This window comes from Bacillus sp. 491mf (assembly GCF_900112415.1).
Lineage (GTDB): Bacteria > Bacillota > Bacilli > Bacillales > Bacillaceae_G > Bacillus_A.
Map to the genome: position 1 here is coordinate 65,412 of NZ_FOLV01000006.1, position 21,701 is coordinate 87,112.

General features: G+C 32.5%; 22 protein-coding genes and 1 pseudogene. 12 read left to right on the plus strand and 11 right to left on the minus strand.

All coding sequences use genetic code 11. From position 1 onward, the window contains the following. The first annotated feature begins 30 nt into the window (after positions 1-30). Both nadE and coaW read left to right on the plus strand, forming a co-directional pair. Positions 31-852 carry an ammonia-dependent NAD(+) synthetase gene (gene nadE, locus BM211_RS08575; RefSeq protein ID WP_090996399.1) on the plus strand — a complete coding sequence of 274 codons (822 nt, stop codon included), beginning with the start codon at positions 31-33 and terminating at the stop codon, positions 850-852. Positions 853-1,207: 355 nt separating this feature from the next. Next, positions 1,208-2,032, plus strand: a complete 825-nt coding sequence (gene coaW, locus BM211_RS08580) for a type II pantothenate kinase (protein WP_090996402.1) — start codon at positions 1,208-1,210, stop codon at positions 2,030-2,032. Positions 2,033-2,113: 81 nt separating this feature from the next. Here coaW and BM211_RS26400 read toward each other — a convergent pair whose 3' ends face one another. Beyond that, positions 2,114-2,278 carry a hypothetical protein gene (locus BM211_RS26400; RefSeq protein WP_177206902.1) on the minus strand — a complete coding sequence of 55 codons (165 nt, stop codon included), beginning with the start codon at positions 2,276-2,278 and terminating at the stop codon, positions 2,114-2,116. Between the two features lie 149 nt (positions 2,279-2,427). Between BM211_RS26400 and BM211_RS08585 the strand changes: the two genes are divergently transcribed. Further along, a complete protein-coding gene (locus tag BM211_RS08585) occupies positions 2,428-2,934 on the plus strand; it encodes a DUF1648 domain-containing protein (protein WP_090996405.1) in 507 nt (168 codons plus the stop codon). A gap of 93 nt (positions 2,935-3,027) precedes the next feature. Further along, complete coding sequence (locus tag BM211_RS08590) at positions 3,028-4,059, plus strand: hypothetical protein (protein WP_090996564.1); 1,032 nt, start codon at positions 3,028-3,030, stop codon at positions 4,057-4,059. Between the two features lie 299 nt (positions 4,060-4,358). Here the strand turns inward: BM211_RS08590 and BM211_RS08600 are convergent, their stop codons facing one another. Further along, positions 4,359-5,285 carry a serine hydrolase domain-containing protein gene (locus BM211_RS08600; protein ID WP_090996411.1) on the minus strand — a complete coding sequence of 309 codons (927 nt, stop codon included), beginning with the start codon at positions 5,283-5,285 and terminating at the stop codon, positions 4,359-4,361. Positions 5,286-5,945: 660 nt separating this feature from the next. Here BM211_RS08600 and spoIIP point away from each other — a divergent pair. The 5 genes and pseudogenes from spoIIP (at position 5,946) to BM211_RS27005 (ending at position 10,834) form a co-directional block, all read left to right on the plus strand. Continuing rightward, entirely contained in the window at positions 5,946-7,094 is a 1,149-nt protein-coding gene (gene spoIIP, locus BM211_RS08605; RefSeq protein ID WP_090996413.1) for a stage II sporulation protein P, read from the plus strand. A gap of 32 nt (positions 7,095-7,126) precedes the next feature. Then, a complete protein-coding gene (locus BM211_RS08610; RefSeq protein WP_090996416.1) occupies positions 7,127-8,056 on the plus strand; it encodes a DUF3994 domain-containing protein in 930 nt (309 codons plus the stop codon). Positions 8,057-8,288: 232 nt separating this feature from the next. Next, a complete protein-coding gene (locus BM211_RS08615; protein ID WP_090996419.1) occupies positions 8,289-8,810 on the plus strand; it encodes a DUF7018 domain-containing (lipo)protein in 522 nt (173 codons plus the stop codon). Between the two features lie 204 nt (positions 8,811-9,014). After that, positions 9,015-9,677: a dehydroquinate synthase/iron-containing alcohol dehydrogenase family protein gene (locus tag BM211_RS08620; RefSeq protein WP_371261864.1), complete on the plus strand. Its 663-nt coding sequence runs from the start codon at positions 9,015-9,017 to the stop codon at positions 9,675-9,677. A 165-nt stretch (positions 9,678-9,842) separates the two neighbouring features. Then, positions 9,843-10,834, plus strand: a pseudogene (locus BM211_RS27005) (LAGLIDADG family homing endonuclease). Positions 10,835-11,473: 639 nt separating this feature from the next. Here BM211_RS27005 and BM211_RS27010 read toward each other — a convergent pair. The 5 genes from BM211_RS27010 to BM211_RS08645 form a co-directional block, all read right to left on the minus strand. Next, on the minus strand, positions 11,474-11,887 hold the full coding sequence (locus tag BM211_RS27010) for a DnaJ family domain-containing protein (protein ID WP_035431278.1): 414 nt from the start codon (positions 11,885-11,887) through the stop codon (positions 11,474-11,476). Between the two features lie 21 nt (positions 11,888-11,908). Beyond that, entirely contained in the window at positions 11,909-13,102 is a 1,194-nt protein-coding gene (locus BM211_RS08630) for an alpha/beta hydrolase (protein WP_256217051.1), read from the minus strand. Positions 13,103-13,310: 208 nt separating this feature from the next. Further along, on the minus strand, positions 13,311-13,796 hold the full coding sequence (locus BM211_RS08635) for a dihydrofolate reductase (protein WP_090996422.1): 486 nt from the start codon (positions 13,794-13,796) through the stop codon (positions 13,311-13,313). Positions 13,797-13,829: 33 nt separating this feature from the next. Next, the gene (locus tag BM211_RS08640; RefSeq protein WP_035431286.1) at positions 13,830-14,276 is read right to left on the minus strand and encodes an NUDIX domain-containing protein; all 447 of its coding nucleotides are present in this window, start codon (positions 14,274-14,276) and stop codon (positions 13,830-13,832) included. A 215-nt stretch (positions 14,277-14,491) separates the two neighbouring features. Further along, positions 14,492-15,340 (minus strand): patatin-like phospholipase family protein, encoded by an 849-nt coding sequence (locus tag BM211_RS08645; protein WP_035431288.1) that lies wholly within the window; start codon positions 15,338-15,340, stop codon positions 14,492-14,494. A gap of 191 nt (positions 15,341-15,531) precedes the next feature. Here BM211_RS08645 and BM211_RS27015 point away from each other — a divergent pair, with 191 nt between their 5' ends. Beyond that, a complete protein-coding gene (locus BM211_RS27015; RefSeq protein WP_256217052.1) occupies positions 15,532-15,660 on the plus strand; it encodes a hypothetical protein in 129 nt (42 codons plus the stop codon). A 114-nt stretch (positions 15,661-15,774) separates the two neighbouring features. Next, entirely contained in the window at positions 15,775-16,152 is a 378-nt protein-coding gene (locus BM211_RS08650) for a PH domain-containing protein (protein WP_035431290.1), read from the plus strand. A 174-nt stretch (positions 16,153-16,326) separates the two neighbouring features. On the opposite strand, the gene BM211_RS08655 is transcribed toward BM211_RS08650, so the two are convergent. Beyond that, positions 16,327-18,000, minus strand: coding sequence for a ribonuclease J (locus BM211_RS08655; RefSeq protein WP_090996425.1), 1,674 nt, complete (start codon positions 17,998-18,000; stop codon positions 16,327-16,329). A gap of 300 nt (positions 18,001-18,300) precedes the next feature. Here BM211_RS08655 and BM211_RS08660 point away from each other — a divergent pair, with 300 nt between their 5' ends. Beyond that, complete coding sequence (locus tag BM211_RS08660; protein WP_051957242.1) at positions 18,301-19,494, plus strand: bacillibactin exporter BcbE; 1,194 nt, start codon at positions 18,301-18,303, stop codon at positions 19,492-19,494. Positions 19,495-19,572: 78 nt separating this feature from the next. On the opposite strand, the gene BM211_RS08665 is transcribed toward BM211_RS08660, so the two are convergent. The 3 genes from BM211_RS08665 to BM211_RS08675 all read right to left on the minus strand — a co-directional run bounded on the left by BM211_RS08665 (position 19,573) and on the right by BM211_RS08675 (position 21,641). Further along, a complete protein-coding gene (locus BM211_RS08665; protein WP_090996431.1) occupies positions 19,573-20,451 on the minus strand; it encodes a pentapeptide repeat-containing protein in 879 nt (292 codons plus the stop codon). Between the two features lie 146 nt (positions 20,452-20,597). Continuing rightward, positions 20,598-21,116, minus strand: coding sequence for a YfiT family bacillithiol transferase (locus BM211_RS08670; protein WP_090996433.1), 519 nt, complete (start codon positions 21,114-21,116; stop codon positions 20,598-20,600). Positions 21,117-21,140: 24 nt separating this feature from the next. Further along, positions 21,141-21,641 carry a GNAT family N-acetyltransferase gene (locus BM211_RS08675; RefSeq protein WP_090996436.1) on the minus strand — a complete coding sequence of 167 codons (501 nt, stop codon included), beginning with the start codon at positions 21,639-21,641 and terminating at the stop codon, positions 21,141-21,143. Positions 21,642-21,701: the final 60 nt, after the last annotated feature.

The window sequence follows — 21,701 nt, forward strand, 5'->3', positions numbered from 1 at the left end:
CGCAAAAAAACTGAAAGGGAAGATTTTGAAATGACAAATTTACAACAAAAAATCATGTCAGACTTAAATGTGTCAGCAGTCATTGATCCTAATCAAGAAATTCGAAAAAGAGTCGATTTTTTAAAGGAGTATGTACTTAAAACAGGAGCAAAAGGATTCGTTTTAGGAATTAGCGGTGGTCAAGATTCAACATTGGCTGGAAGACTCGCTCAACTAGCGGTAGAAGAATTGAGAACCGAAGGACATAATGTAAAATTTGTAGCTATTCGCCTACCGTACGGAGTTCAAAAAGATGAAGATGATGCACAAGCAGCATTACAATTCATTCAAGCAGATGAAGAACTTGCACTTGATATTAAAACTACAGTAGACGCTTTCGCAGAGCAATATGAAAAAGATGCAAAAGAAGAGCTTACAGATTTCAATAAAGGAAATGTAAAAGCACGAGTTCGAATGATTTCACAATACGCAGTTGGTGGGCAAAATGGTCTACTTGTCATCGGTACAGACCACGCAGCAGAAGCTATTACAGGTTTCTACACGAAATACGGAGATGGCGGCGCCGACATTCTTCCGTTATCGGGATTAACAAAAAGACAAGGAAGAGAACTATTAAAAGCTTTAGGTGCTTCTGAAAGATTGTATTTAAAAGTTCCAACAGCTGATTTATTAGATAATAAACCACAACAAGCAGATGAAACAGAGCTAGGAATTTCTTATGAAGAACTAGATGATTATTTAGAAGGAAAGCAAGTATCTAAAGAAGTAGCAGAAGCAATTGAAAAACGATATTTAGTTACAGAACATAAACGACAACTTCCTACAACTATGTTTGATGATTGGTGGAAATAATAAAGAGCAATAATACGAAGTAAATAATACTTCTTCATTAACGATATAGATTAATTCAATAACAAGCCCAATAAAGAATGCGCATATAGATACATCTAATATGTGCATTCTTTTTGTTTGTATATATTCATGTTATCTCCATACTTTTATTTCAATGTAATTCTAGTAGCTCAAAATAGAAAGTATGGTATGTATAACATTCAAAATTGGAAAAATTCCCAAAATAAAGTAAAATAATAAAGAAAGCCCAAATGACAATCTAATATACAGGAAAGTATCATTAAATTCATATAGTAAGCACACGAATGAATCTAAATAAGGAGCGAGTGAATCTAAATAAGGAGCGAGTGAACAAATGCAAGGAACTGTCGGTATCGATGTTGGAGGCACATTAACCAAAATTGCTTATTTTGATAAGGATAATGAATTACAACTTCATCAATTTTCTTCCAATGAACTTGAAAAAGTAGCAAGGTGGATTAATACGAATGATTTAATAAATGAAATATGTATTACTGGCGGCAAAGCTGAACAGTTAAAAAAGCTTATTTTAGGGAAACAGTATATTCATTATATTCTAGAGTTCGATGCTACATGTAGAGGGGTTAATTATCTACTGCATAAAAGTAATTATTCCCTTGAGAATTATGTAGTTGCCAATATTGGAACAGGTACTTCCATACATATAATGTTCGGAAATACATACAATCGTATAGGCGGAACTGGAATAGGTGGTGGCACATTGAAAGGGTTATCTACACTATTAACTGGTATCGAAAATTTTGATGAAATCGTAAAATATTCAAAAACTGGTTCTAGGACAAACTTAGATATAAAAGTTAGTGATATTTATAGCGAAATAAAATCTCCTATTGATGGAGATCTAACTGCCAGTAACTTTGGAAATGCTGCCATTAATAAAGGGGTTAATAATAAATCAGATTTAATCGCAACTGTTCAAGGGCTTGTTGGAGAGGTTATTACAACTTTAAGTCTTCAAATTGCAGAGGCGCAAAGCATAGATAATATTGTTTATATCGGATCTACTTTATCAAATAATGAACCGTTAAAAGATATCATAAGCGGTTATACACTACAGAACAATAAAAATCCTATTTTCTTTAAAGATCCTGGATTTAGCGGTGCTATCGGTGCATTATTAAGTAAAACTAGTTCATAAAACGCACCCAAAAAGCATGGTAAATTACCATGCTTTTTGCATAAATCTTTCTAGAATATCCACTAAAAAATTCATTAATAACTATAGAACATCTTTTTTACTTGATAATTCGCTGCTAGATTCCCCTTTGGACTGAGAAGTATCTTTCGCCCGAACATAACCCGTAGTTGCTTCATCAGTAGTAGGTCCAGCTGTGTTGAATCTCTCATCTCCAGTGCGATGAGAGTCGTTCGATTGATTTTTCATGGAGCACCTCCTAATTAGAATAAGTGTAGTATGCCCATGTTAGAGGCAATATTATATTTCATTTTTTCTTATTATTCCATTCTTATATTTTTTTGAATATTACAGGCTTTTTTAATAAAAATGCTATGATTATGTAAGGGAGTGATTATATGTTAAATATGCTAGATAGGCCTAAAATTAAGATTCCAAAAACAAAAAGTGAATGGATTTGGGACATAATAGGTTTTTTATTTTATATCGGTTCTATAATCTTCTTAATATCTGTTTGGAATCAATTACCTGAAAAAGTACCTACACATTTTAATGGTCTTGGTGAAGTGGATCGTATGGATTCAAAATGGCAATTATTAATTTTACCTGGTATTGGATTATTTATTATATTGTTAATGAAAATTTTAGAAAAACACCCAGAATCACATAATTATCCTGAAAGATTTAATGAATCGAATGCAAGACAGTTTTATTTAATAAGTCGAAAAATAATTAATCAATTAAAAAACATCTGTTTAATTATCTTTTCTTTCATTGTATTTGAATCCGCTTTTATTGGATTGGGGTGGGGTAGTGGTTTTGGAAAATGGTTTTTACCGCTAACAATTAGCGGTTTAGGTATTCCAATTGTATTAGGCATTATAAAACAGAGAAAAATTTTATAAGAAAATCAAAGTATTACTAAGAAAGGGGGAAATAAAGTGTCATCTCATATTCATTTTCAAGAGAAAATAACACATACGGATTATGAAATAAAAATGATTTCATCTGGAGACAACTTTCCAAGTATTGATATATCTGAATCACGACTCCATTATTTACTTATAATGATCCGCTCATGCATAGACATACAAAGTATAAAGAAAGAACTGAATTGGACTACAATAGAGCTAGATCGACATATCAATACGTTATTGAAAGAAGGGTTATTAAAAGAAAGAAAAGGTAGTTATTTTCCTGCATGTATGGTAATAACAGCTCATGAAGGAAAAGAGTTATACAACCTGTGTGAACCTCTAATTACACCAACACTTCAAATCATTGAAAAACATTCAAAACAAATCATTACTCTTTGCCAAAAAATTGATACATTTAAACAATTATCCATAGAAACTTGCAGTCTCTTACTATATAGCGGTATTTTATTGGATTTTGGACAAATCAATAATGTGGAGAATAATTATTTAAAAAGTGAGCGACCTCTTAGAAACAATAAAAGGTATTACTATTCCATTCAAGAAAAAGAAAAAATAAACGAAGAAGCTTTTGGGATATATGGAAATCATTATTTAGACTTAGGTGAAATTCAAATTTGTCTCTATGGAAATAAAAGATATACAACAACTAATCTAATAACTGCTAATAAAGAGATGTTAGAAGAATACTTTCAACAGCCCGTACTCGATGTTAATCAATTTAAAAAACAACTAGTTCAAAAATTTGTTTCTTCGAACACACAAATAGATGTACCACTTCATTTATTCTATGAAAAAGTAGGATTACACAAGGACTCAAAACCTATGACTCCATTATTCAAAACAGCTGACTTAATAATACTAGATGAGATTGCTAGTACAATTAGCGAAGATCTTATCACTTTATTTCAGGAAAATGAACAGTATCTGAAAAGATATTACTTATCAAGTTCTTACGCTAAAGAAATAACATATGAAGAGTTTTTTATATGGTGGTATCACTTTTTCTATACAAAAGTAACTGATGAATTAATTAAAAATGACATAATAAAAAAGCTCGATCAAGAAAATCAAACATATTTGGTTTTACAGTAACAAAAATGTTGAGTACATATTAAATAGACCATTGTATTTATGAAGGATAAGACTATTCATATAATATGGGGGTAGCTAAATTGGAAAGTAGCAAAGTGCAATTAAAAATACCAAAATGGGGTAGCGTCAGGAAAATGCGAATTTACAACGTTAAGGAAATTTCAATATTAAAAAGCCTAATTTCTCAATTTAATGCGAAGAAATTAGGCTTTTTTCATTACTCAAAGCTTGTTTACTTGAACAAGAAAATATCTTTGAAGAATGCGTATTAACATAACAACACATAATCCTCGATAAGATTATAGTTTATCGATTAATGTCTCCCATGTAAGTTCAAGAACACTCACCATATTTTGTGGTTCATTTGAAATATATGTTATAACTGCATTTTTATCTGGCAGCATTACAACATATTGACCATATAAACCATCCATGCGATATGAATGAGAGCAAGAGTTCATCCATATTTGATAGCCGTATCCTTGATGATGGTCTGCCGTAGCAAAATAAGGATTAAAATCGTTGGTCTTTATTTGGACAGATGTTGCTTGTTCAATGTAACTTGAAGGAATCAGTTGCTTACCTTTCCAGACACCTTTATCGAGAACTAATTGCCCGAATCTGGATAATTGTTCTGCTGTTAAATATAAACCTGAGAATCCCTGTGGAATTCCTTTTGGACATGTATCCCATTTAGGTTTTGGTATGTCTAAATGTTTAAATATTCTTCTATCTAAGTATTCATCCAAGTTACTTCCTGTAGTAATACTTATTATTTTGGAAAGCATATAGGTTGCGGCATTGTTATATGTAAAATGAGTACCTGGTTTAAATACAATCGGTTCATCAAAGAATAATTGTGAAATATCCCATTCCTGACCACTACTCCAATCAGCCTTCATAACTGGGCATTCTGCATGTCCAGTTCCCATGCAAAGCAAATCATGAATAGTCATCTCTTTTAGGTATTCATTCATTGGGTCATGTTGAATATCTGAGAAAAAATCTATAACATGGTCATTAATTTTAAAGTAACCCTCTCTAATGGCAATACCGACTGCCATTGATGTAAATGTTTTGCTTACTGAATATAAAAGAGCAGGCTTTTCTTCTTCAAAATCATGTTTTGCAATTATATTTCCATTTTTCCTAACAACTACATTCAGAACATGAAGATCCTTACTATTTACAGATAAAATCAAATCATTCAATATTTCATTATTCATTGTAACTCTCTCCATTAAATATATATTTCTTAACAATCCTTAATTCGTATAATCCTACTTATGAGTAGTTTTAAATGTATTGAAATAGATAAATTATAACATTAGTGATAACCTGTTTAAATGTAATGCTTCACACACTTCATACCAATGTTATCAAAATTCGTTGTTTCGCATCTTCCATTGTTCGCGCCCAATCATCAAAAAGTTTTTGTGTAGTTTCAGACGTACGTAGCAAATAATGTTCCTCCCTTTATAAAGTATCTACCTCTATTTTCAATGTGAAAGTGTTATTAATATTCATCATTGTTATCACTCCAATCCATATGTATTAATTAATGTCTTCGATTCAAAATTTTGAAATCCTTCTAGCTGTACCATTTTCATGGAAATAATCACCAAAAAACATAATAGTAAAATTATATTTTATGGTCAAAAAGAATGCTGCAAAGAAATAAAGCAGTAAGTTTCATTCTTTGGAGAAGCAAGACTTTGTATGATACTTAAAAATAAAACAATATATAATGAACATAAAAACCCTATACAACAAGCAATTAAAAACTTAGATAAAAGGACAAATTTCTTTTAAATTCTCCGTCTTTAAAAGAGAACTAGTCTTTTTTCCACATTCTAGCATATTTATTTTCTAGAAGGGAGGAGAAAATGAAAAGAAATTCTATATTTATAAAGACTGTCAAAATGAATAAAATCATAACTTTGCTTATATTATCCGTCTTATTATCTACTATTCTTGCTACTATTATTGCTACAAGCCTGCAAAGTTTTAAATTTTATTATATAAACCAATGGTTAGGTAAGTTTTCTCTCAATGGTTATATGCACGCATTTGAATCAGAAAATAGATATTTTGCTCATGATTACTTTTTAGAAAATAAGAGAGATTCGTTTGGCTCATTGTTGTTTTCTTCAATAAGTGATATAAAACTACAGGATATTCGAACATTAGTTAGTCGTGAAATTCCTGGACTGTCAAAATACTACTTTGGAATTTTAGTGGCCGGAGAGGGGACAGATTTCACTAATATTCCAAATGAATCTAGCATTCCCATGGAAGACATTACAAAAAAACGAGAAGTTGATACTAGCAAACTGGATGAACTAAAAAAGCACTCCACAACTGAAAATAAAACCTCATCACCTAAAGGAACGCACTCTGTATTAGTTTATCATTCGCATAGTTGGGAATCATTTTTACCATTAATTCCTGGTGCAACGAAACTAAACGAAGCCTCTAGTCCTGAAGTTAATGTGTCGTTATTAGGAAATAAACTAAGAGAACTTTTAGAAGCAAAGAACATTCCTGTAGTGCACGATTCAACCAATATGAGTGAGTATCTAGCTACAAAAGGATTGAATTGGGAAACAGCTTACAAAGGATCTCGACAAATTGTACAAGCTACTTTAGCTCAAAATAAAGATATTAAGTACTTAATTGATCTACATCGTGATGATGCCCGTAAGAAGCAAACAACAAAAATAATAAATGGTAAGTCATATGCAAGATTGTTTTTTATAGTAGGTATGGAAAATAAAAATAAGCAACAAAATATGGAATTGGTAAAGAAAATAAACACTGCTTTAGAGCAGAAATATACAGGTATCAGTAGAGGGATATTTCCAAAGTACTATTACAATGGTAATGGTGTATATAATCAAGATTTATCCTCTAATTCATTGCTAATTGAAATCGGTGGGGTAGATAACACTATGGAAGAACTAAACAACTCTGTTGAAGCACTAGCCGAGATCATTAGTGAGCAATATTGGCAAAATGAAAAGGTGAACGGATAAGGAGAGACTGATTAATTAAAGGGGTGTAAGTTGTGGAAGTGAAGAAACTTGTAGGTTTTGCAATACCCGTAATGATATTATTAAGTAGTTGTGGGGTAGAAAATAAGACTTCAAAAGAAACAAAGACTGAAGTAAACGAAAAAGGGAATCAAAAAGTAAGGGTTTCAGAAGAGGAATACGCTGAATACGTATTAGATTTAGGTACTGAATTTACAAAAGCATATGAGACTTTTATTCCAACAGTAAAGAACAAGCAATCAAGTAAAAAAGTGTTAGATGAGTTAAAAAGGGTAGATAAAGTTTTAACGAAATTTGATTCTATTGACCCTCCTAATAAATACGAAGACATACAGAAGAATATAAAGAAATCAACCTCATCTTATAGAACAGCATTCTCTATTGTTAGAGACTTGTATTCGCAAGACAAGGTAAACGATAAAGAGATAAGTAGAGAAGTCCTTGAAAAAATGAAACCTTATTTACAAGACGGTGATGGTTATTGGACTACCGTATATAATGAGTTGAAGACAGATATTACAATGACAAAAGGTGGTTATCTAGACTCTGAAGACTTTAAAAATACGAAAACAGAAAATGTAATAGACTATGAAAAAATGAAGAAAGACATAGTAGATGGTACAGAGTTAATAGGGAATTGGGGTATCATACGCAAAGATAAGTTTATAACAACATTTGTATTAAAAGACGGGAATCCTAAGACGTTTGAGATGTACACAGAAGACGACTATCCAAGTAAGAGAAACATAATAGAAGGTACGTGGGAATATGATAGAGAAAGTGTGATGTTAGAACTTCATATCACTAAACAAGTAACAAACTGGGTATTCGTTAGCCATAAAAAGAGAAACATATTTTATAAGATACAAAACTACAATGAAAACTTTTTACAACTATACAACGGCGGACCAGAAACTACAACTAGAAATGTAAAGCATAAATAATGTATCGCTTCATGAAACAGTAATATAAGAAAGTAAGAGGATTAGGCGTAGAAACCTAGTCCCTTTTTATTAAGGAAGTATACTGGAGATGAAAAAGCCAAACTTACAGATGTTATTTGAAGATAGGGGTCAAGCAAGTATGTTAGACTTCAAACTTTGATAAAAGCAACAAAGAGTATTGGGAATAAAACAAACTGATTAATTAAATCAACAATACAAAGGGGTGTAAGATGTGAAAGGAAAGAAACTTATAGGTCTTTCAATACCCGTAGTAATGATGTTGTTAAGTGGTTGTGGGGTAGAAAGTAAGACTTCAAAAGAAACAAAGACTGAAGTAAAAGAAAAAGATATCCAAAAAATAAAGATTTCAGCAGAGAACTATCCGCAATATGTAGTAGACTTAGGTGAAGAGTTAGACAAAGAATTTAAAGGTTTCGCTGATATTGCAACAGGATACTATAATGGTAAGAAAACAAACCAGGATGTCTTAGATGGTATCGAAAGATTCGATAAGGTAACTGATAAGTTTTTAGTAATTGACCCACCTAGTGAATATGTAGACCAACAAAAGGTTATTGAAAAAGCAATGGTAAAGTATAAGAAAGCATTCTCATTAATAAAAGACGTTCGTACAGGAAAGAAGTCATCTCCTAAGGAAGATGGTAAAACAGCATACCAACTCACTGAAGAAGGAGACGAGTACTGGGGTGTAGTTCACAAAGAACTGAAAAATGAACTAACACATTCAAAATGAGGGTTTATTAGACTTACCACTTTTAGAAAAAGAATGGAAAACAAATCGATAAAAACCATAGAACAAATGAATCCAGAAGCAGCCGTTGATTTAACAGACTCTTTTTTAGCAGACTTATAAGTATTGAAAAACCTTCTGAATCCATTCTCCTTTTTTACGGAAATATACTCCTAGTAATCAGCAGATGAATACAAAAGTAAAAAGATCATCCATGCACTTATCCCGCAATTAGCTGTACTGGATCCAACGCTTACCGTTAAACTACCTCCTCATATAACATCAACTACTGGAATGGACGCTTTGACACATGCGGTTGAGGCATACATTGGAAAAAGTAATACAGAAGAAACAAAACAGAACAGTAGAGAGGCGGTTCAATTGATATTTAATAAGCTTTATGAATCCTATATAAATGGTTCAAATATTAACGCACGCAAAAACATGCAGAAAGCGTCATATTTAGCCGGTGTAGCGTTTACTCGTGCATATGTTGGATATGTTCATGCTATTGCACATACATTAGGAGGATTTTATTCCGTTCCTCATGGATTAGCTAACGCTATAATCTTGCCTTATGTTTTGGAGTATTATGGAAAATCAGTATATAAACCGTTAGCTGAACTAGCGGATTTAATTGGAATCAGTAATTCATCAGACACCGATGAACAAAAGTCAAAAAAGTTTATAGATGCAATAAGGAAACTCAATGAAGACATGAGTATACCCAAAAAGGTCAGCTGCATACTTGATAAAGATATTCCTGTTATGGTAAACCGGGCTTTAAAAGAGGCGAACCCGCTCTATCCCGTTCCCAAAATTCTTTCAAAAGTAGACATGGTTCAGCTTTACCACATTATAAAAGAATAGGAATGTTACACTTAAAATATTCTTATTTTACTTAAAAAGGTAGGCATGAAATAATTTATTTTGTTAGAAATCTTTTTTATTCTCAATAGACAGAACATAAGTTCTTTCATATGATATAGAAGAAGGTGTACTCAATTTATATCTGTTGAAAGGGGATAAATTCTAATGTGTAGAAAGGGCAGAGGAAGATCTAAATGTACAATGGAAAAGAGCGAAATGATTAAGTTATATTTAGAGGGTTCTAGCACATCAGACATCGCTAATTTAGCTAACGTTACTCCTAGATACATTCGTATGGTCCTAACAGATAATAATGTCGAAAAGAGAGCACGTGGAAGTTGGAAGCGCAAATATGATTTAAACGAAGATTACTTTAAAACTTGGTCTAACAACATGGCATATATTTTAGGGTTTTTCGTCGCTGACGGTGTAATAATCAAGAACTGTCATACAGTTAGCTTTTCTCAAAAAGAAAAAGAGATATTAGAAGATATTAAAAAAGAAATAAATTCAAACCATCCTTTATGTATAAACAAAAATACTGGTGTATATATGTTAAACTTAAATAGCAAAATCATGAAATATGACTTAATAGATATACACGGTATAACTCCTTGTAAATCAAACGACATACAATTCCCGTATGTTCCGGAAGAATTCTTACATCATTTTATTAGAGGTTATTTTGATGGAGATGGTTATGTAAACTATCAAAATATATTGTAAGCTTTGTGGGTGGTTCGCATGGTTTTATGGAATCTTTATGTAAAATCTTATGTGAACAAAATTTTGATCCAAATTTCACCAACACAAATACACACTATCGTGTAATTTTAGGCGGTAGAAGAACAATTAAACTTTTTTCTGATTGGATTTACAAAGATAAAGAATTATATTTACAAAGAAAATACGAAGTGTTTCAACAAGAAACGTTAAATTTAGAACAATTACAAGATAGAAAGCTAAAAAGAACCAAAACTGCTGTTACTAAAAGAAAAGAAGATTTTCTTAATAAATACCAGCAATACAATTCAATTGAAAACTGCTGTGAAAGTATCGGAATCCAAAAAGCAACATTTCACAGCTGGCTTAAAAAAGATGTCGACTTTAAAAAACAATTTGAACATCTAACTGAGATACTCAACAAAATTCAATAATTGCTACTTTAGTTAGCAAAAAAAGATCGACACACTAATAACGTGCCGATCTTTTTTCTCTGAGTCACAGTAGCAAACCTGAATAGCAAACAAATAAAAAGAATTGGAATTTTTGCATCGTAAGAGTAGAGAGATATGGAGCGGTGCCAGTCACTAATTTAATTTTAGTTAATTCTTTTACAGTTTACATAATATAAATTATGGGCAGTTGTAAAATAAAAGTGTTTTCTATCTCTATAACTAAGTAAACTATACATTTTGAGATGAAACAGAGATTTTTGAAACAATCCATAACATATTTACATATCGGTTTAAAATTTTATAAATTTAAATACCAGCAAAAAAATTTCACACAGCAATTCGTTGCACACTGCCGCAGAAATTTTACGTTTAATCGTCATTGTTATAAAAAATTTTTATTGGATCACACTTAAAACTTTATTTGTAAACTTTCATTTTGTTTTTTATTCAACATTTATATCTTATTTACCAAATATATACAAAAACTTTTGTGCATAACAATTTTTCATGATTCGGTTCTAACCTACTTTTCTTTGCTCAATTCCTACTTCTTAGTTAACATAATACAATTATAAAATAAAAGAAATTCTCCCTTGTTATATTTGGGAGAATTTCTTATTAGCTCGGTTTACTTATCTTCATTTTTTGTGCTGACGGCGGACAAGTTAAATTGTACTCATGAATCTTTTTATTAATCAATTCAATCAATGCACTAGCTTCTTCCTTATCCGTGCATGTATGCAACTTCTCCTTTAAGGTATCAATCTCTTTCGAAAGCTCAATCCACCCCGGCAAAATATGATTATCTTTCATTGTTTTATATAGTTGTTTTTCTGGATTATAAGATAAATTTTTATCAATTTGCAGTGGTTTTCCTTTTCCTACTAAGTCATCAAATACGCCTTCTTTTTGCGATCTTTTAATAATCGAACTAATATGATCTTCGTACGTATATGACCATACTTTCTCATCTTTAGCTAAAATTTCTTGTTTCTTTAATGCTTTATCTAATTCTTTTTCTCGATCTTTCATATGTTTTCTCCTCCCTTTTTATTATTTCATAGGTATTTTTAATTGTTGTAAGGCTACTAATCCATCAGCAAGCTGTTTGTGCCACCACAGCACATCATGACCACCAAGGAATTCAGTATAGGTACTTTGATATCCCTTTTCTTTAAGTACTTGTGATAAGCTTCTATTTGCTTCTAACAATGGTTTATTTTCTAACTGCCCAGCACCCATATAAATTTGTAATGGTAATCTGCTGCTTCTTTTAAATTGATTTTCAATCCAATGGTGTGCTCCATTGTAGTTTTCTTTTTTCCGATGTACAGAGCCAGACATCGATAAAACATTTCCAAAGATATCTGGATATTGCAACGCTGCATAAAAAGCTGCTAAACCACCAAGACTGAATCCACCAATTGTTGTATGATATGGATCTGCATGAACGTGATATCTTTCTTGAATCCAAGGAAGTAGTTCTTTTGTTAAAAACATATTCATTTCCTTATAAAGTGTGAGTTCTGTAAATCGATCTACATGATCAATACCAATTAGAATACACGGAGGAATTTCTTTTGTATGTATAAGATGATCTAGTGTTGTAGCTGCTGATAACGTCTGCAGCATAGATTTGCCATCAAACATGATAAGAAGGTCATAAGAAGATTGTTCAGGTGAGTAATTATGTGGAGTATATATCCAAATTTGTCGTTCATTCTTTAAAATTGAACTATAGAACTGATGCGTTTCTACTTTTCCTTTTGGAATGTGAGTTTGTTGCTTTGTTTTATCACTTTGCGTTGATAGGCCTAATTCTAAAAAAGACATTGGTTCTGCTTCATGCCCAAATATTTTAGAATTCAATGGATCATGCTTATAATTTTCACTTCGTTTTACCCAATTTTGTTCAAAGTTATCATTAATAGAAAAATAATACGTCGAAGCAAACGTTTCTTTCGTTCGAAACGTTTTAAACCATACGTTTGTATGTAAGAGCTTATCCATTTCATTCGCTTCTATATCCCAACCAGGAAAACTTCCAAATACAAATGCATTTTCGGTTTGTTCATCACCTAACCAAATATATGTAACAAGATTGTACTCATCATCAATTGGACAAGTCTCCACAATAGGTGTTTCATGTTTTTTTATGCTCTTTAAAAACAATGTAAGAGCATAATGGTCCCCTTGGTTTAACCGCTTCGCCAAATCATGCATAATCGGACTCGTTAGTTCCTTCATCTTTTACCTCCCTTTTCTCTTTCTAACTCAATACTTATTTCAATAATAGATTGATTGTTCCCTTGTTATTTACTGTGTGTATAGTGTCTATTTTGTGAACAAAATTTATATTTAGGACTATATAGAATAAAGTATTTAAAAAGGTGTTTTCCTGTCTAGAAAACACCTTTTTTAACATACCCCTAATTATCGATAGTTCTTCACGAAATCATTTTATTTTCTCAAATACATGAAAGTAATAATCATAATGGTTCTTTTCGTCTTTTCTTCCTTTTTCGACTGATAATTCTTTCCACGACAAATACTCAATCGTTGGGAAAAAACGATCTCCTTCAAAAGGAGCGTGAATCTTAGTTATGTACAACTTTTGAGTGTAAGGAAGGAATTGTCGATAGATCTCTTCTCCCCCAAGAATAAATACTTCTTCTCCTTCACATTTAGAAAGAGCGTCTTCGATCGAATAAGCTATATGACAGCCTTCAGCTTTAAAGTCTTTATTTGTTGTTAGGACGATGTTTTTACGTCCATCTAAAGGTTTTCCTATTGATTCATAATTCTTTCTTCCTAGAATGATAGAATGTCCCATAGTAATTCGTCTCAAATATGCCCAATCATTCGGGAGTCTCCAAGGAAGATCGTTGTCTTTTCCAATTACATTATTTTCCCCTACAGCAACCATTGCGTATATTATCATGTTCTCATCGCCTTTACGGATTTAAATCAAAAATTAAAGTGTGCTAACCCAACATGTTTCTATATCATGTTCTTGAACTTTTTTCATTAATATTTGCACGGCACTTTCCGGCATTACATTATATCTTTTTAAATTTTCTTCAGTAGGTGCAATCCAATGAAAATCCAGATGAGATTCCCTAGATTTAGGAGGTGTTTCCACTTTCAATTGTTCACTATTTACTTTGAATACATGATTAATTTCATAATGCAAAGTGTCTCCGTCTCTCCACTGATTTTCAATCACACCAAGAAATTTTTCGATTGAACAAGAAGTACCTATTTCTTCTTTCCATTCGCGTATAAGTGCATTTTCAACTGATTCACCTAATTCAATGTGTCCTCCTGGTAAAAAACAATGATGCCCTTTATAATGTGCTACTAAAAGTTTTCCGTCTTTTATAAGTATTCCTCTTACAATGTGGTGAAATTGAGTTTTCATATCATAGTCCTCCTTTTTTACACAGCAGATACTAAATTCTAATATGAGTAGTCAAATTCCTTTTTCAGTTGCATATAGATGTATATCTTGATAAAGATTTATTTTTTTGTTGTAAAAATACGGTAAATGAAATTAGATTGAACAATAATCACCTTCACCTTTGTAACATTACGTCTGCTACTAACTCATATTTCAAACGTTCTTTCATTCACAGCTTATTTAAGCCATTCTTTCAACTGCTCAAATTGATTTTTCGCATCGTTATAACCAAGTTCATATAAATGCACTAATCTTTCTTGATTACGCTCCAAACCACTTACAGGTAATTGCACACTTGGTTGTATGACAAAGAAATTTTCTTTTTGTCCTTTTGAGTAAAGATACGATATAGCATTGTTATATATTTCAGAATGCTGAGTAAGACGATCTGCTACATTTGGATAATGCCTGTATAACCATTTTGCAATGGAAGAAAGCTTATTAGACTCTTTTTTATATCCTGCTGGCTTTGTCATAATTACAACATTTTTTTGATATCCATCATCCTGCGCTTTCTGAATTGGAATTGGATCAGTTATTCCTCCATCAAGTAGCTTTTTATTATCATATTGAACTACCGGCGCAATGAATGGCACAGAACTTGATGCACGGATAATTTTTAAAATATCATCTCCATGTTCATGCTTATTGTAATACATAGCTTCTCCTGTTTCACAATCCGTTGTACCAATAACAAACTGTTCTGCTCCATCATGAAACGTTTGAAAGTCAAATGGTACAATTTTATTAGGTACTTCATCAAATAAAAAATCCATGCCAAACAATTCACGTTTTCGTAAAAAATTTCGAAATGAGATGTAGCGTGGATCACTTACAAGTTCTGTATTTACTTTCTTATTTCGTCCTTTTTGACGTGATAAATACGTAGCAGCCATACAAGCTCCTGCTGAAACACCAATTACATACGGAAAATATAAATTTTGTTCCATAAAAAATTCTAATACACCTGCTGTATAAAGCCCTTTCATTCCTCCGCCTTCTAAAACTAGCCCAACATTGTTCATGTATTTTCCCTCTAATTTATAAGTTTTTGTATTTTCATATTGTACCAAACAATGACTCGCAGAGATAAAGGAAATACTGTGCGCAGGTAGAAATTTATCTTATACCCTTACTAGGAGGCATATAAAATGAAAGTATTAATAACTGGGGCATCTCAGTTACTGCAATTCACCCTGGACAACTAAAAACAGCAATGGCTGCACATGACGCTGATACACCTTCATTTCAAGGGGCGAATAATATATATTTATGGATTTTAAACAATGAACAAGAGAGTTCCGGAAAATTTATTCAACCTTATGTTGGAGAATTAAACTGGTAATAATATTGTCTTTTCGTATAAAACCTTATACAAAAAAGTAAGAAGTGTATCTTCTCTCCATATAAAACAGCATGGTAAAATAAGAATTGATTATTCCTAAAGGAGGAATTCATAATGAGTTTATTTAGCGGTTTTTTAGGAAATGCATCTGATGCAGATATAAGTAGCGTAGAACGTGATCTACAAGCGATTATGTTAGACGATGAGCAAGTAGAACACGCTTATAAATTAATTCGCGATTTAATCGTATTTACAAATCGTCGTCTGATTTTAGTAGATAAGCAAGGTATGACTGGTAAAAAAACGGAATATCATTCTATTCCATATAAAAGTATTACACAATTTAGCATCGAAACAGCTGGTCACTTTGATTTAGATGCTGAATTAAAAATTTGGGTATCAAGTATGTCTACTCCGATTACGAAAGAATTTAGAAAAGACGATAGTATTTACAGCATTCAAAAGGCGCTCGTAGCATATACAACGAAATAACGTTTTTGTATTTTTATACAAAACAAAAAGTATTAACCCCGTTATTTTTGGAACAACATACAATATATTTGATTAAAAATACAAAAACAGACTTTTCTATGATAGTCTGTTTTTGTATTCCATCATCTTAATCTATCCCTTTAAGTGAAATAAAATTACACTACTTAATTTCGTCTAAACTTCAATGATTATCGGCAGAATCATCGGTTTTCTTTTTGTCTGTTCGTATAAAAATCGCCCAAGTGTTTCTCTTGTCTGCTTTTTTACAACATTCCAATTGTTAATGTCCTTCTTTTGTAAATTGTGGATGGTTGTTGTAACTAATTGATTAATTTTCTTCATGAAGTCTTCCGAATCACGCATATATACAAATCCACGTGAAATAATGTCTGGACTAGAAATCATTTTCCCCTCTGTTTTACTAAGAGTTATGACTATAACAAGCATACCGTCCTCAGCAAGCTGTTTGCGGTCACGCAAAATAATATTTCCGACATCTCCAATACCTAATCCATCTACATATACATTTCCTGCAGGTATTCGTCTAGTTTGATAAGCCACTTGATTTCTTATGTCAACAACATCCCCGTTATTCATAACATAAATGTTGTCTTTCTCAACACCGACAGATTCCGCTAAAAGACGATGATGATGCAACATTCTAAATTCACCATGAATTGGAATGAAATATTTCGGTTTCATTAATGTAAGCATTAACTTTAGTTCTTCTTGATAAGCGTGTCCAGAAACGTGCATCCCTGTTGAACTCCCTGATCCATAAATCACATTAGCCCCTAATAAAAATAAGTTGTCTACAATTCGTGATACACTACGTTCATTTCCTGGTATAGGAGTCGCAGCGATAATAACCGTATCTTTGGGAAGGATATCTACCTGTCTATAACTTCCGCTAGCTAAACGGGCTAAAGCGGCCATCGGCTCACCTTGGCTACCCGTACAAAGAATCGCTACCTTTTCTGGCTCCATTTGATTAATTTCATGCGCTTCAATTAACATTCCCTCTGGAATATTCAAATATCCTTGTTCTAATGCAACTGTTACGACGTTTACCATACTCCTTCCGAGCAAAGCAAGCTTTCGATTTGTTTTAATAGCAGCATCTACCACTTGTTGTACGCGATTAACATTAGAAGCAAAGGTAGAAAGTATAACTTTTCTAGAAGCTTTGAAAAATGCTTCTTCAATATGGTTACCTACCAACCGTTCCGACGGAGTAAATCCAGAGCGCTCTGCATTTGTACTTTCAGATAGTAAAGCTAAAACACCGCTTTCGCCTATTTTCGCCATTTTATGAATATCAGGATATTGATTATTAATAGGAGTCAAATCAAACTTAAAGTCTCCTGTATGCACCACCGTACCTTCAGGTGTATGAAAAGCAATGCCAAGACAATCGGGAATGCTGTGATTCGTTTTGAAAAAAGACAGGCTTATTTGGCCAAGTTCAATTAACGATTCAGAGTCAATAACAAATAAATCAGTTACGTGTTTTAATCCATGTTCTTTTAATTTAACTTCAATTAAACCTAGCGTTAAACGTGTTGCATAAATTGGTACATTCAATTGTTTTAATAAATATGGTATACCGCCAATATGATCTTCGTGTCCATGAGTTACGACTAATGCTCGGATCTTATCTTTATTCTCCTGCAAGTATGTAATATCTGGGATAATTAAATCAATTCCTAATAAACTTTCATCAGGGAATTTCGAACCACAATCAATTATGACGATATCATCTGCGTATTGTACTACATACATATTTTTTCCTATTTCATTTACACCACCTAAAGCAAAAATAGATAGTGTATTTTCTGCTGTATCCAAAATCAAAATCCTCCTTTTACACGTTATAAAAAATACGGATTTCCTTATTATGATTAACCCAACTAAGTCAATGTTATTCTAATTTATAGTGAATCAATAATTTACTTTTCTTTTGTTAATTAATCAGATGAACTTTTTGAAAAAGCTTAAATAATGAGTTTTTATTTCAAACCAACAATTTGCATACAGATTTAATAAAAGGTAAATAATTTTAATTAAATTGAATCATTTATTTTTGCAGAACATGTGTAGATTTTTAAAGACTACATGCATTTGATTAAGGAGTGAGTACTTATAAATATAGATCGAAAGGACAAATGGAGTTTATGGGCTCTTTCATCTGTTCCATTAGTTATGACACTTGGAAACTCCATGTTAATTCCAGTCCTTCCATTAATCGAAAAAAAATTGAATATTACTGACTTACAAGTATCTCTTATTATTACCATTTATTCCATCGTCGCTATTGTTTTGATTCCTGTAGCTGGATATTTGTCTGATAAATGGGGAAGAAAAAAAGTAATTATTCCTAGCCTATTTATAGCAGCTATTGGGGGCGCTCTTACTGGTTGGGTATCATGGAAGGTAGACAATCCTTATACGTGGATTTTAATCGGAAGAATCATTCAAGGAATCGGTTCAGCTGGTGCCATGCCTGTTGTTATTCCCTGTGTAGGTGATATGTTTCAAGATGAAGAACAAGTCAGTTCTGGTCTAGGACTCGTGGAAACATCCAATACATTAGGGAAAGTTTTAAGCCCAATTTTAGGCTCTTTATTAGCTTCATTTGTCTGGTTTCTGCCTTTTTGGTTTATCCCTATTTTGTGCATCGTTTCAATTGTTTTAATTATATTTCTTGTTAAACCACCGGAACACACTAAAGAAGCGCCTCCATTAAAAGTCTTTTTAAAAAATGTAAAAGGTATCTTAATGGAAAAAGGACGTTGGCTACTTCCTATTTTTTTACTGGGTGGCATTATAATGTTTATTTTATTTGGTATTCTTTTTTATTTGTCCTCACTTTTAGAAAAACGCTATCACTTAGAAGGCGTGTGGAAAGGTCTTGTACTAGCAATTCCTTTAGCTTCTCTCTCCCTTACTTCTTATATAACGGGAAAAAAGATTGGAGATAAAAAAGGTGTTATGAAATGGTGTATATGTATTGGATTTTTCTTATTAGGAATAACATTAACAATTCCGATATTCTTTAAAAGTATTTATATTATTATCATTAGTCTTGTGATAAGTGGTATCGGAATCGGAGTGGCTCTTCCAAGCCTAGATGCTTTAGTAACAGAAGGTGTAGAAAAAGAACAAAGGGGATCTATCACATCTCTTTATAGTTCGATGCGTTTTGTAGGTGTAGCGGCTGGTCCGCCTTTATTTGCTTTATTAATGAAGGGACCAGATAATTATATCTTCTATCTTTCCATTTCCCTTGCTCTTTTAGGAGCTATATTAGCTCTTAAATTTATTAAACCGGAACATAATTAAATAACCAAAGTTCCGCTGTGAAACGGAGCTTTGGTTATTTATATTCTCGTTTTCATTTGTTCAATTCGTTTATTCGTCTTAATTAGACCAATGCGCTGGACGAGTAAGCATACGAGGTAATTTTGTATGAGCATCTCCCTTCGCCGAATTAATCTGCACTTGAGTAAGAAAGATACTTCCTGTGAGATCTGCTCCACTAAGATCAGCATCTCGTAAATCCGCACCGATTAAGTCAGCTGCTCGCAAATCTGCTCCTCGTAGGTTAGCAGCAATCAAGTCTGCTCCCCTTAAATTAGCTCCTCTAAAGTCTGCTCCTTTAAGATTAGCGCCCATTAGAATCGCACTTCGATGATTGATTCGCTTGTTTTTTTGAGGACCCTTACGCTGGCGTCGTGATTCCATCCACACGAGTTCACTTGTCTGTAAAAGTAACTCATTTACATTCGCTCGGTGTGATGGAACGTCTAGTTCTAAAAGTAAATCAGGACTAAGTTGGGAAAGTCGTTCCATTTCGTCAAGTGCACGTCTCAGCTTGCTGTGAATCGAATGGGTTGCTTCCAACTTTAAGGCTTCCGTCAAATACGAGAGCATCTCATGAAGTTGCTGCATTATTGGGAACACAGCAAACATTTTCTTTTTCGTTTCGGTGCTTTCTTTCCAATCAACGCCCTCAAAAGTCACTTGCGAAACTTTTTGTCCTGCACCGAAACACTCAAAAACTGTACACCCCTTAAACCCTTGTTGTCTAAGATTTTTATGAATGCTGCACCGAAAATCCGCTTGGAGATTTTTGCATGGCGTTCCACCGTCTTTATTAATTGCAAAATCTGCAGAAGCAGCAAAAGGCAGTGCAACGCAACATAAACCGAAGCAATTCTCGCAGTCAGCCTGCAAACTATTAAAACTAATATCATGCTTTATATTTGGATCATTATGTTTCTCAAGCAATATGTGCATCCCCTTTGTTTCTGTATTGCTTACATGGATAATTATATAATATGATGCTTCGTTTATTTTTAAAAATGGTTATGCTATAAAAAATCAAAATCTATTCCTTATTTAATAGCAAATTACTACAATCTTATTTATAATCTATAAGATTATTACCATCCTAATCGATTTCGAAGAGAAGTAATGTGCGCTGTATGATGACGGCCGTGCCATGCATAAAGTCCAATTGTTGCATCTAGTTTATTAGTCCCTGATTCAGGATGATGAAACGTCTTTTCAAAATCACTAGATTTCATCGATTTTAGCAAAGTAACCCATCTCTTATGTAACGATTCTAAAAGTGCTAAAGATATATCTACTGGAAGTTCAGAATCCGGAAAATCTGCCCATCTCTCTTCCATATATGGTTTAATCGTTGGATTATGTTCTGTTAGCGCCAATTTAAAACGAATATAACTATTCATATGACTATCTGCAATATGATGAACAACTTGGCGCACTGTCCATCCATCAGGACGATATGGCGTATCTAACTGATTTTTATTTAAATCTTTTATTACCTCTGTTAATTCATTTGGAAGGTTTTCAATTTGCTTAATCCAATTTTCAATCGTTTCTTGTGTAATCGTTTCATCATAAGTGAAATGACCAATCGGGTAACGTAAGTCCATAAATGTATTGCTCTCCTTTTTGTTTTAATTAGTATATCTCCAAACGTAATGAATAAAATCAGTTTGATCTACGTTTTCACCAATTGAAATACGTGAAAAATGACTCTTTTCTAATACTTTTTGAGAAGCAACGTTATCAATTGTTGTTTTCGCATGAATTTCCGTAACGTGATAATTTGCAACTTTATCTAAAAGGAGTTTTACACCTTTAGAAGCAATGCCCTTACCAGCATATTTTTCTCCTATTCTATATCCAAGATAACCCAATTCTTTTTCTTTCTCAATGTCTACTAAATTAATTCGACCAACAATTGTTCCTTCATGATTCCTTATGAGATGAAAATATGAAATACCTTCAAATTGCTCTTGTAATAATTCATAAAATATCTTGTGAAACGTTTCAAATGTATAGTAATCCTCACCACGGCTTGGTACTGTCTTCTCAAAAAAAGCCCTATTACTACATTCAAAATCAAACAATTCTTCTGCATCTTGTTCCCTTAATTTTTCTAAATAAAGTTCCATACGTTAACCATTCCTTTTCAAAATTTATCAACTATATACATTTTGCTATTTATTCATAAA

What these genes read in the sequence shown, in the direction of transcription:
- nadE (WP_090996399.1), top strand. Translation starts at nt 31, where the DNA reads ATGACAAATTTACAACAAAAAATCATGTCAGACTTAAATGTGTCAGCA.
- coaW (WP_090996402.1), top strand. Translation starts at nt 1,208, where the DNA reads ATGCAAGGAACTGTCGGTATCGATGTTGGAGGCACATTAACCAAAATT.
- BM211_RS26400 (WP_177206902.1), bottom strand. Translation starts at nt 2,278, where the DNA reads ATGAAAAATCAATCGAACGACTCTCATCGCACTGGAGATGAGAGATTC.
- BM211_RS08585 (WP_090996405.1), top strand. Translation starts at nt 2,428, where the DNA reads ATGTTAAATATGCTAGATAGGCCTAAAATTAAGATTCCAAAAACAAAA.
- BM211_RS08590 (WP_090996564.1), top strand. Translation starts at nt 3,028, where the DNA reads ATGATTTCATCTGGAGACAACTTTCCAAGTATTGATATATCTGAATCA.
- BM211_RS08600 (WP_090996411.1), bottom strand. Translation starts at nt 5,285, where the DNA reads ATGAATAATGAAATATTGAATGATTTGATTTTATCTGTAAATAGTAAG.
- spoIIP (WP_090996413.1), top strand. Translation starts at nt 5,946, where the DNA reads ATGAAAAGAAATTCTATATTTATAAAGACTGTCAAAATGAATAAAATC.
- BM211_RS27010 (WP_035431278.1), bottom strand. Translation starts at nt 11,887, where the DNA reads ATGAAAGATCGAGAAAAAGAATTAGATAAAGCATTAAAGAAACAAGAA.
- BM211_RS08630 (WP_256217051.1), bottom strand. Translation starts at nt 13,102, where the DNA reads ATGAAGGAACTAACGAGTCCGATTATGCATGATTTGGCGAAGCGGTTA.
- BM211_RS08635 (WP_090996422.1), bottom strand. Translation starts at nt 13,796, where the DNA reads ATGATAATATACGCAATGGTTGCTGTAGGGGAAAATAATGTAATTGGA.
- BM211_RS08640 (WP_035431286.1), bottom strand. Translation starts at nt 14,276, where the DNA reads ATGAAAACTCAATTTCACCACATTGTAAGAGGAATACTTATAAAAGAC.
- BM211_RS08645 (WP_035431288.1), bottom strand. Translation starts at nt 15,340, where the DNA reads ATGAACAATGTTGGGCTAGTTTTAGAAGGCGGAGGAATGAAAGGGCTT.
- BM211_RS27015 (WP_256217052.1), top strand. Translation starts at nt 15,532, where the DNA reads ATGGCTGCACATGACGCTGATACACCTTCATTTCAAGGGGCGAATAAT.
- BM211_RS08650 (WP_035431290.1), top strand. Translation starts at nt 15,775, where the DNA reads ATGAGTTTATTTAGCGGTTTTTTAGGAAATGCATCTGATGCAGATATA.
- BM211_RS08665 (WP_090996431.1), bottom strand. Translation starts at nt 20,451, where the DNA reads ATGCACATATTGCTTGAGAAACATAATGATCCAAATATAAAGCATGAT.
- BM211_RS08670 (WP_090996433.1), bottom strand. Translation starts at nt 21,116, where the DNA reads ATGGACTTACGTTACCCGATTGGTCATTTCACTTATGATGAAACGATT.
- BM211_RS08675 (WP_090996436.1), bottom strand. Translation starts at nt 21,641, where the DNA reads ATGGAACTTTATTTAGAAAAATTAAGGGAACAAGATGCAGAAGAATTG.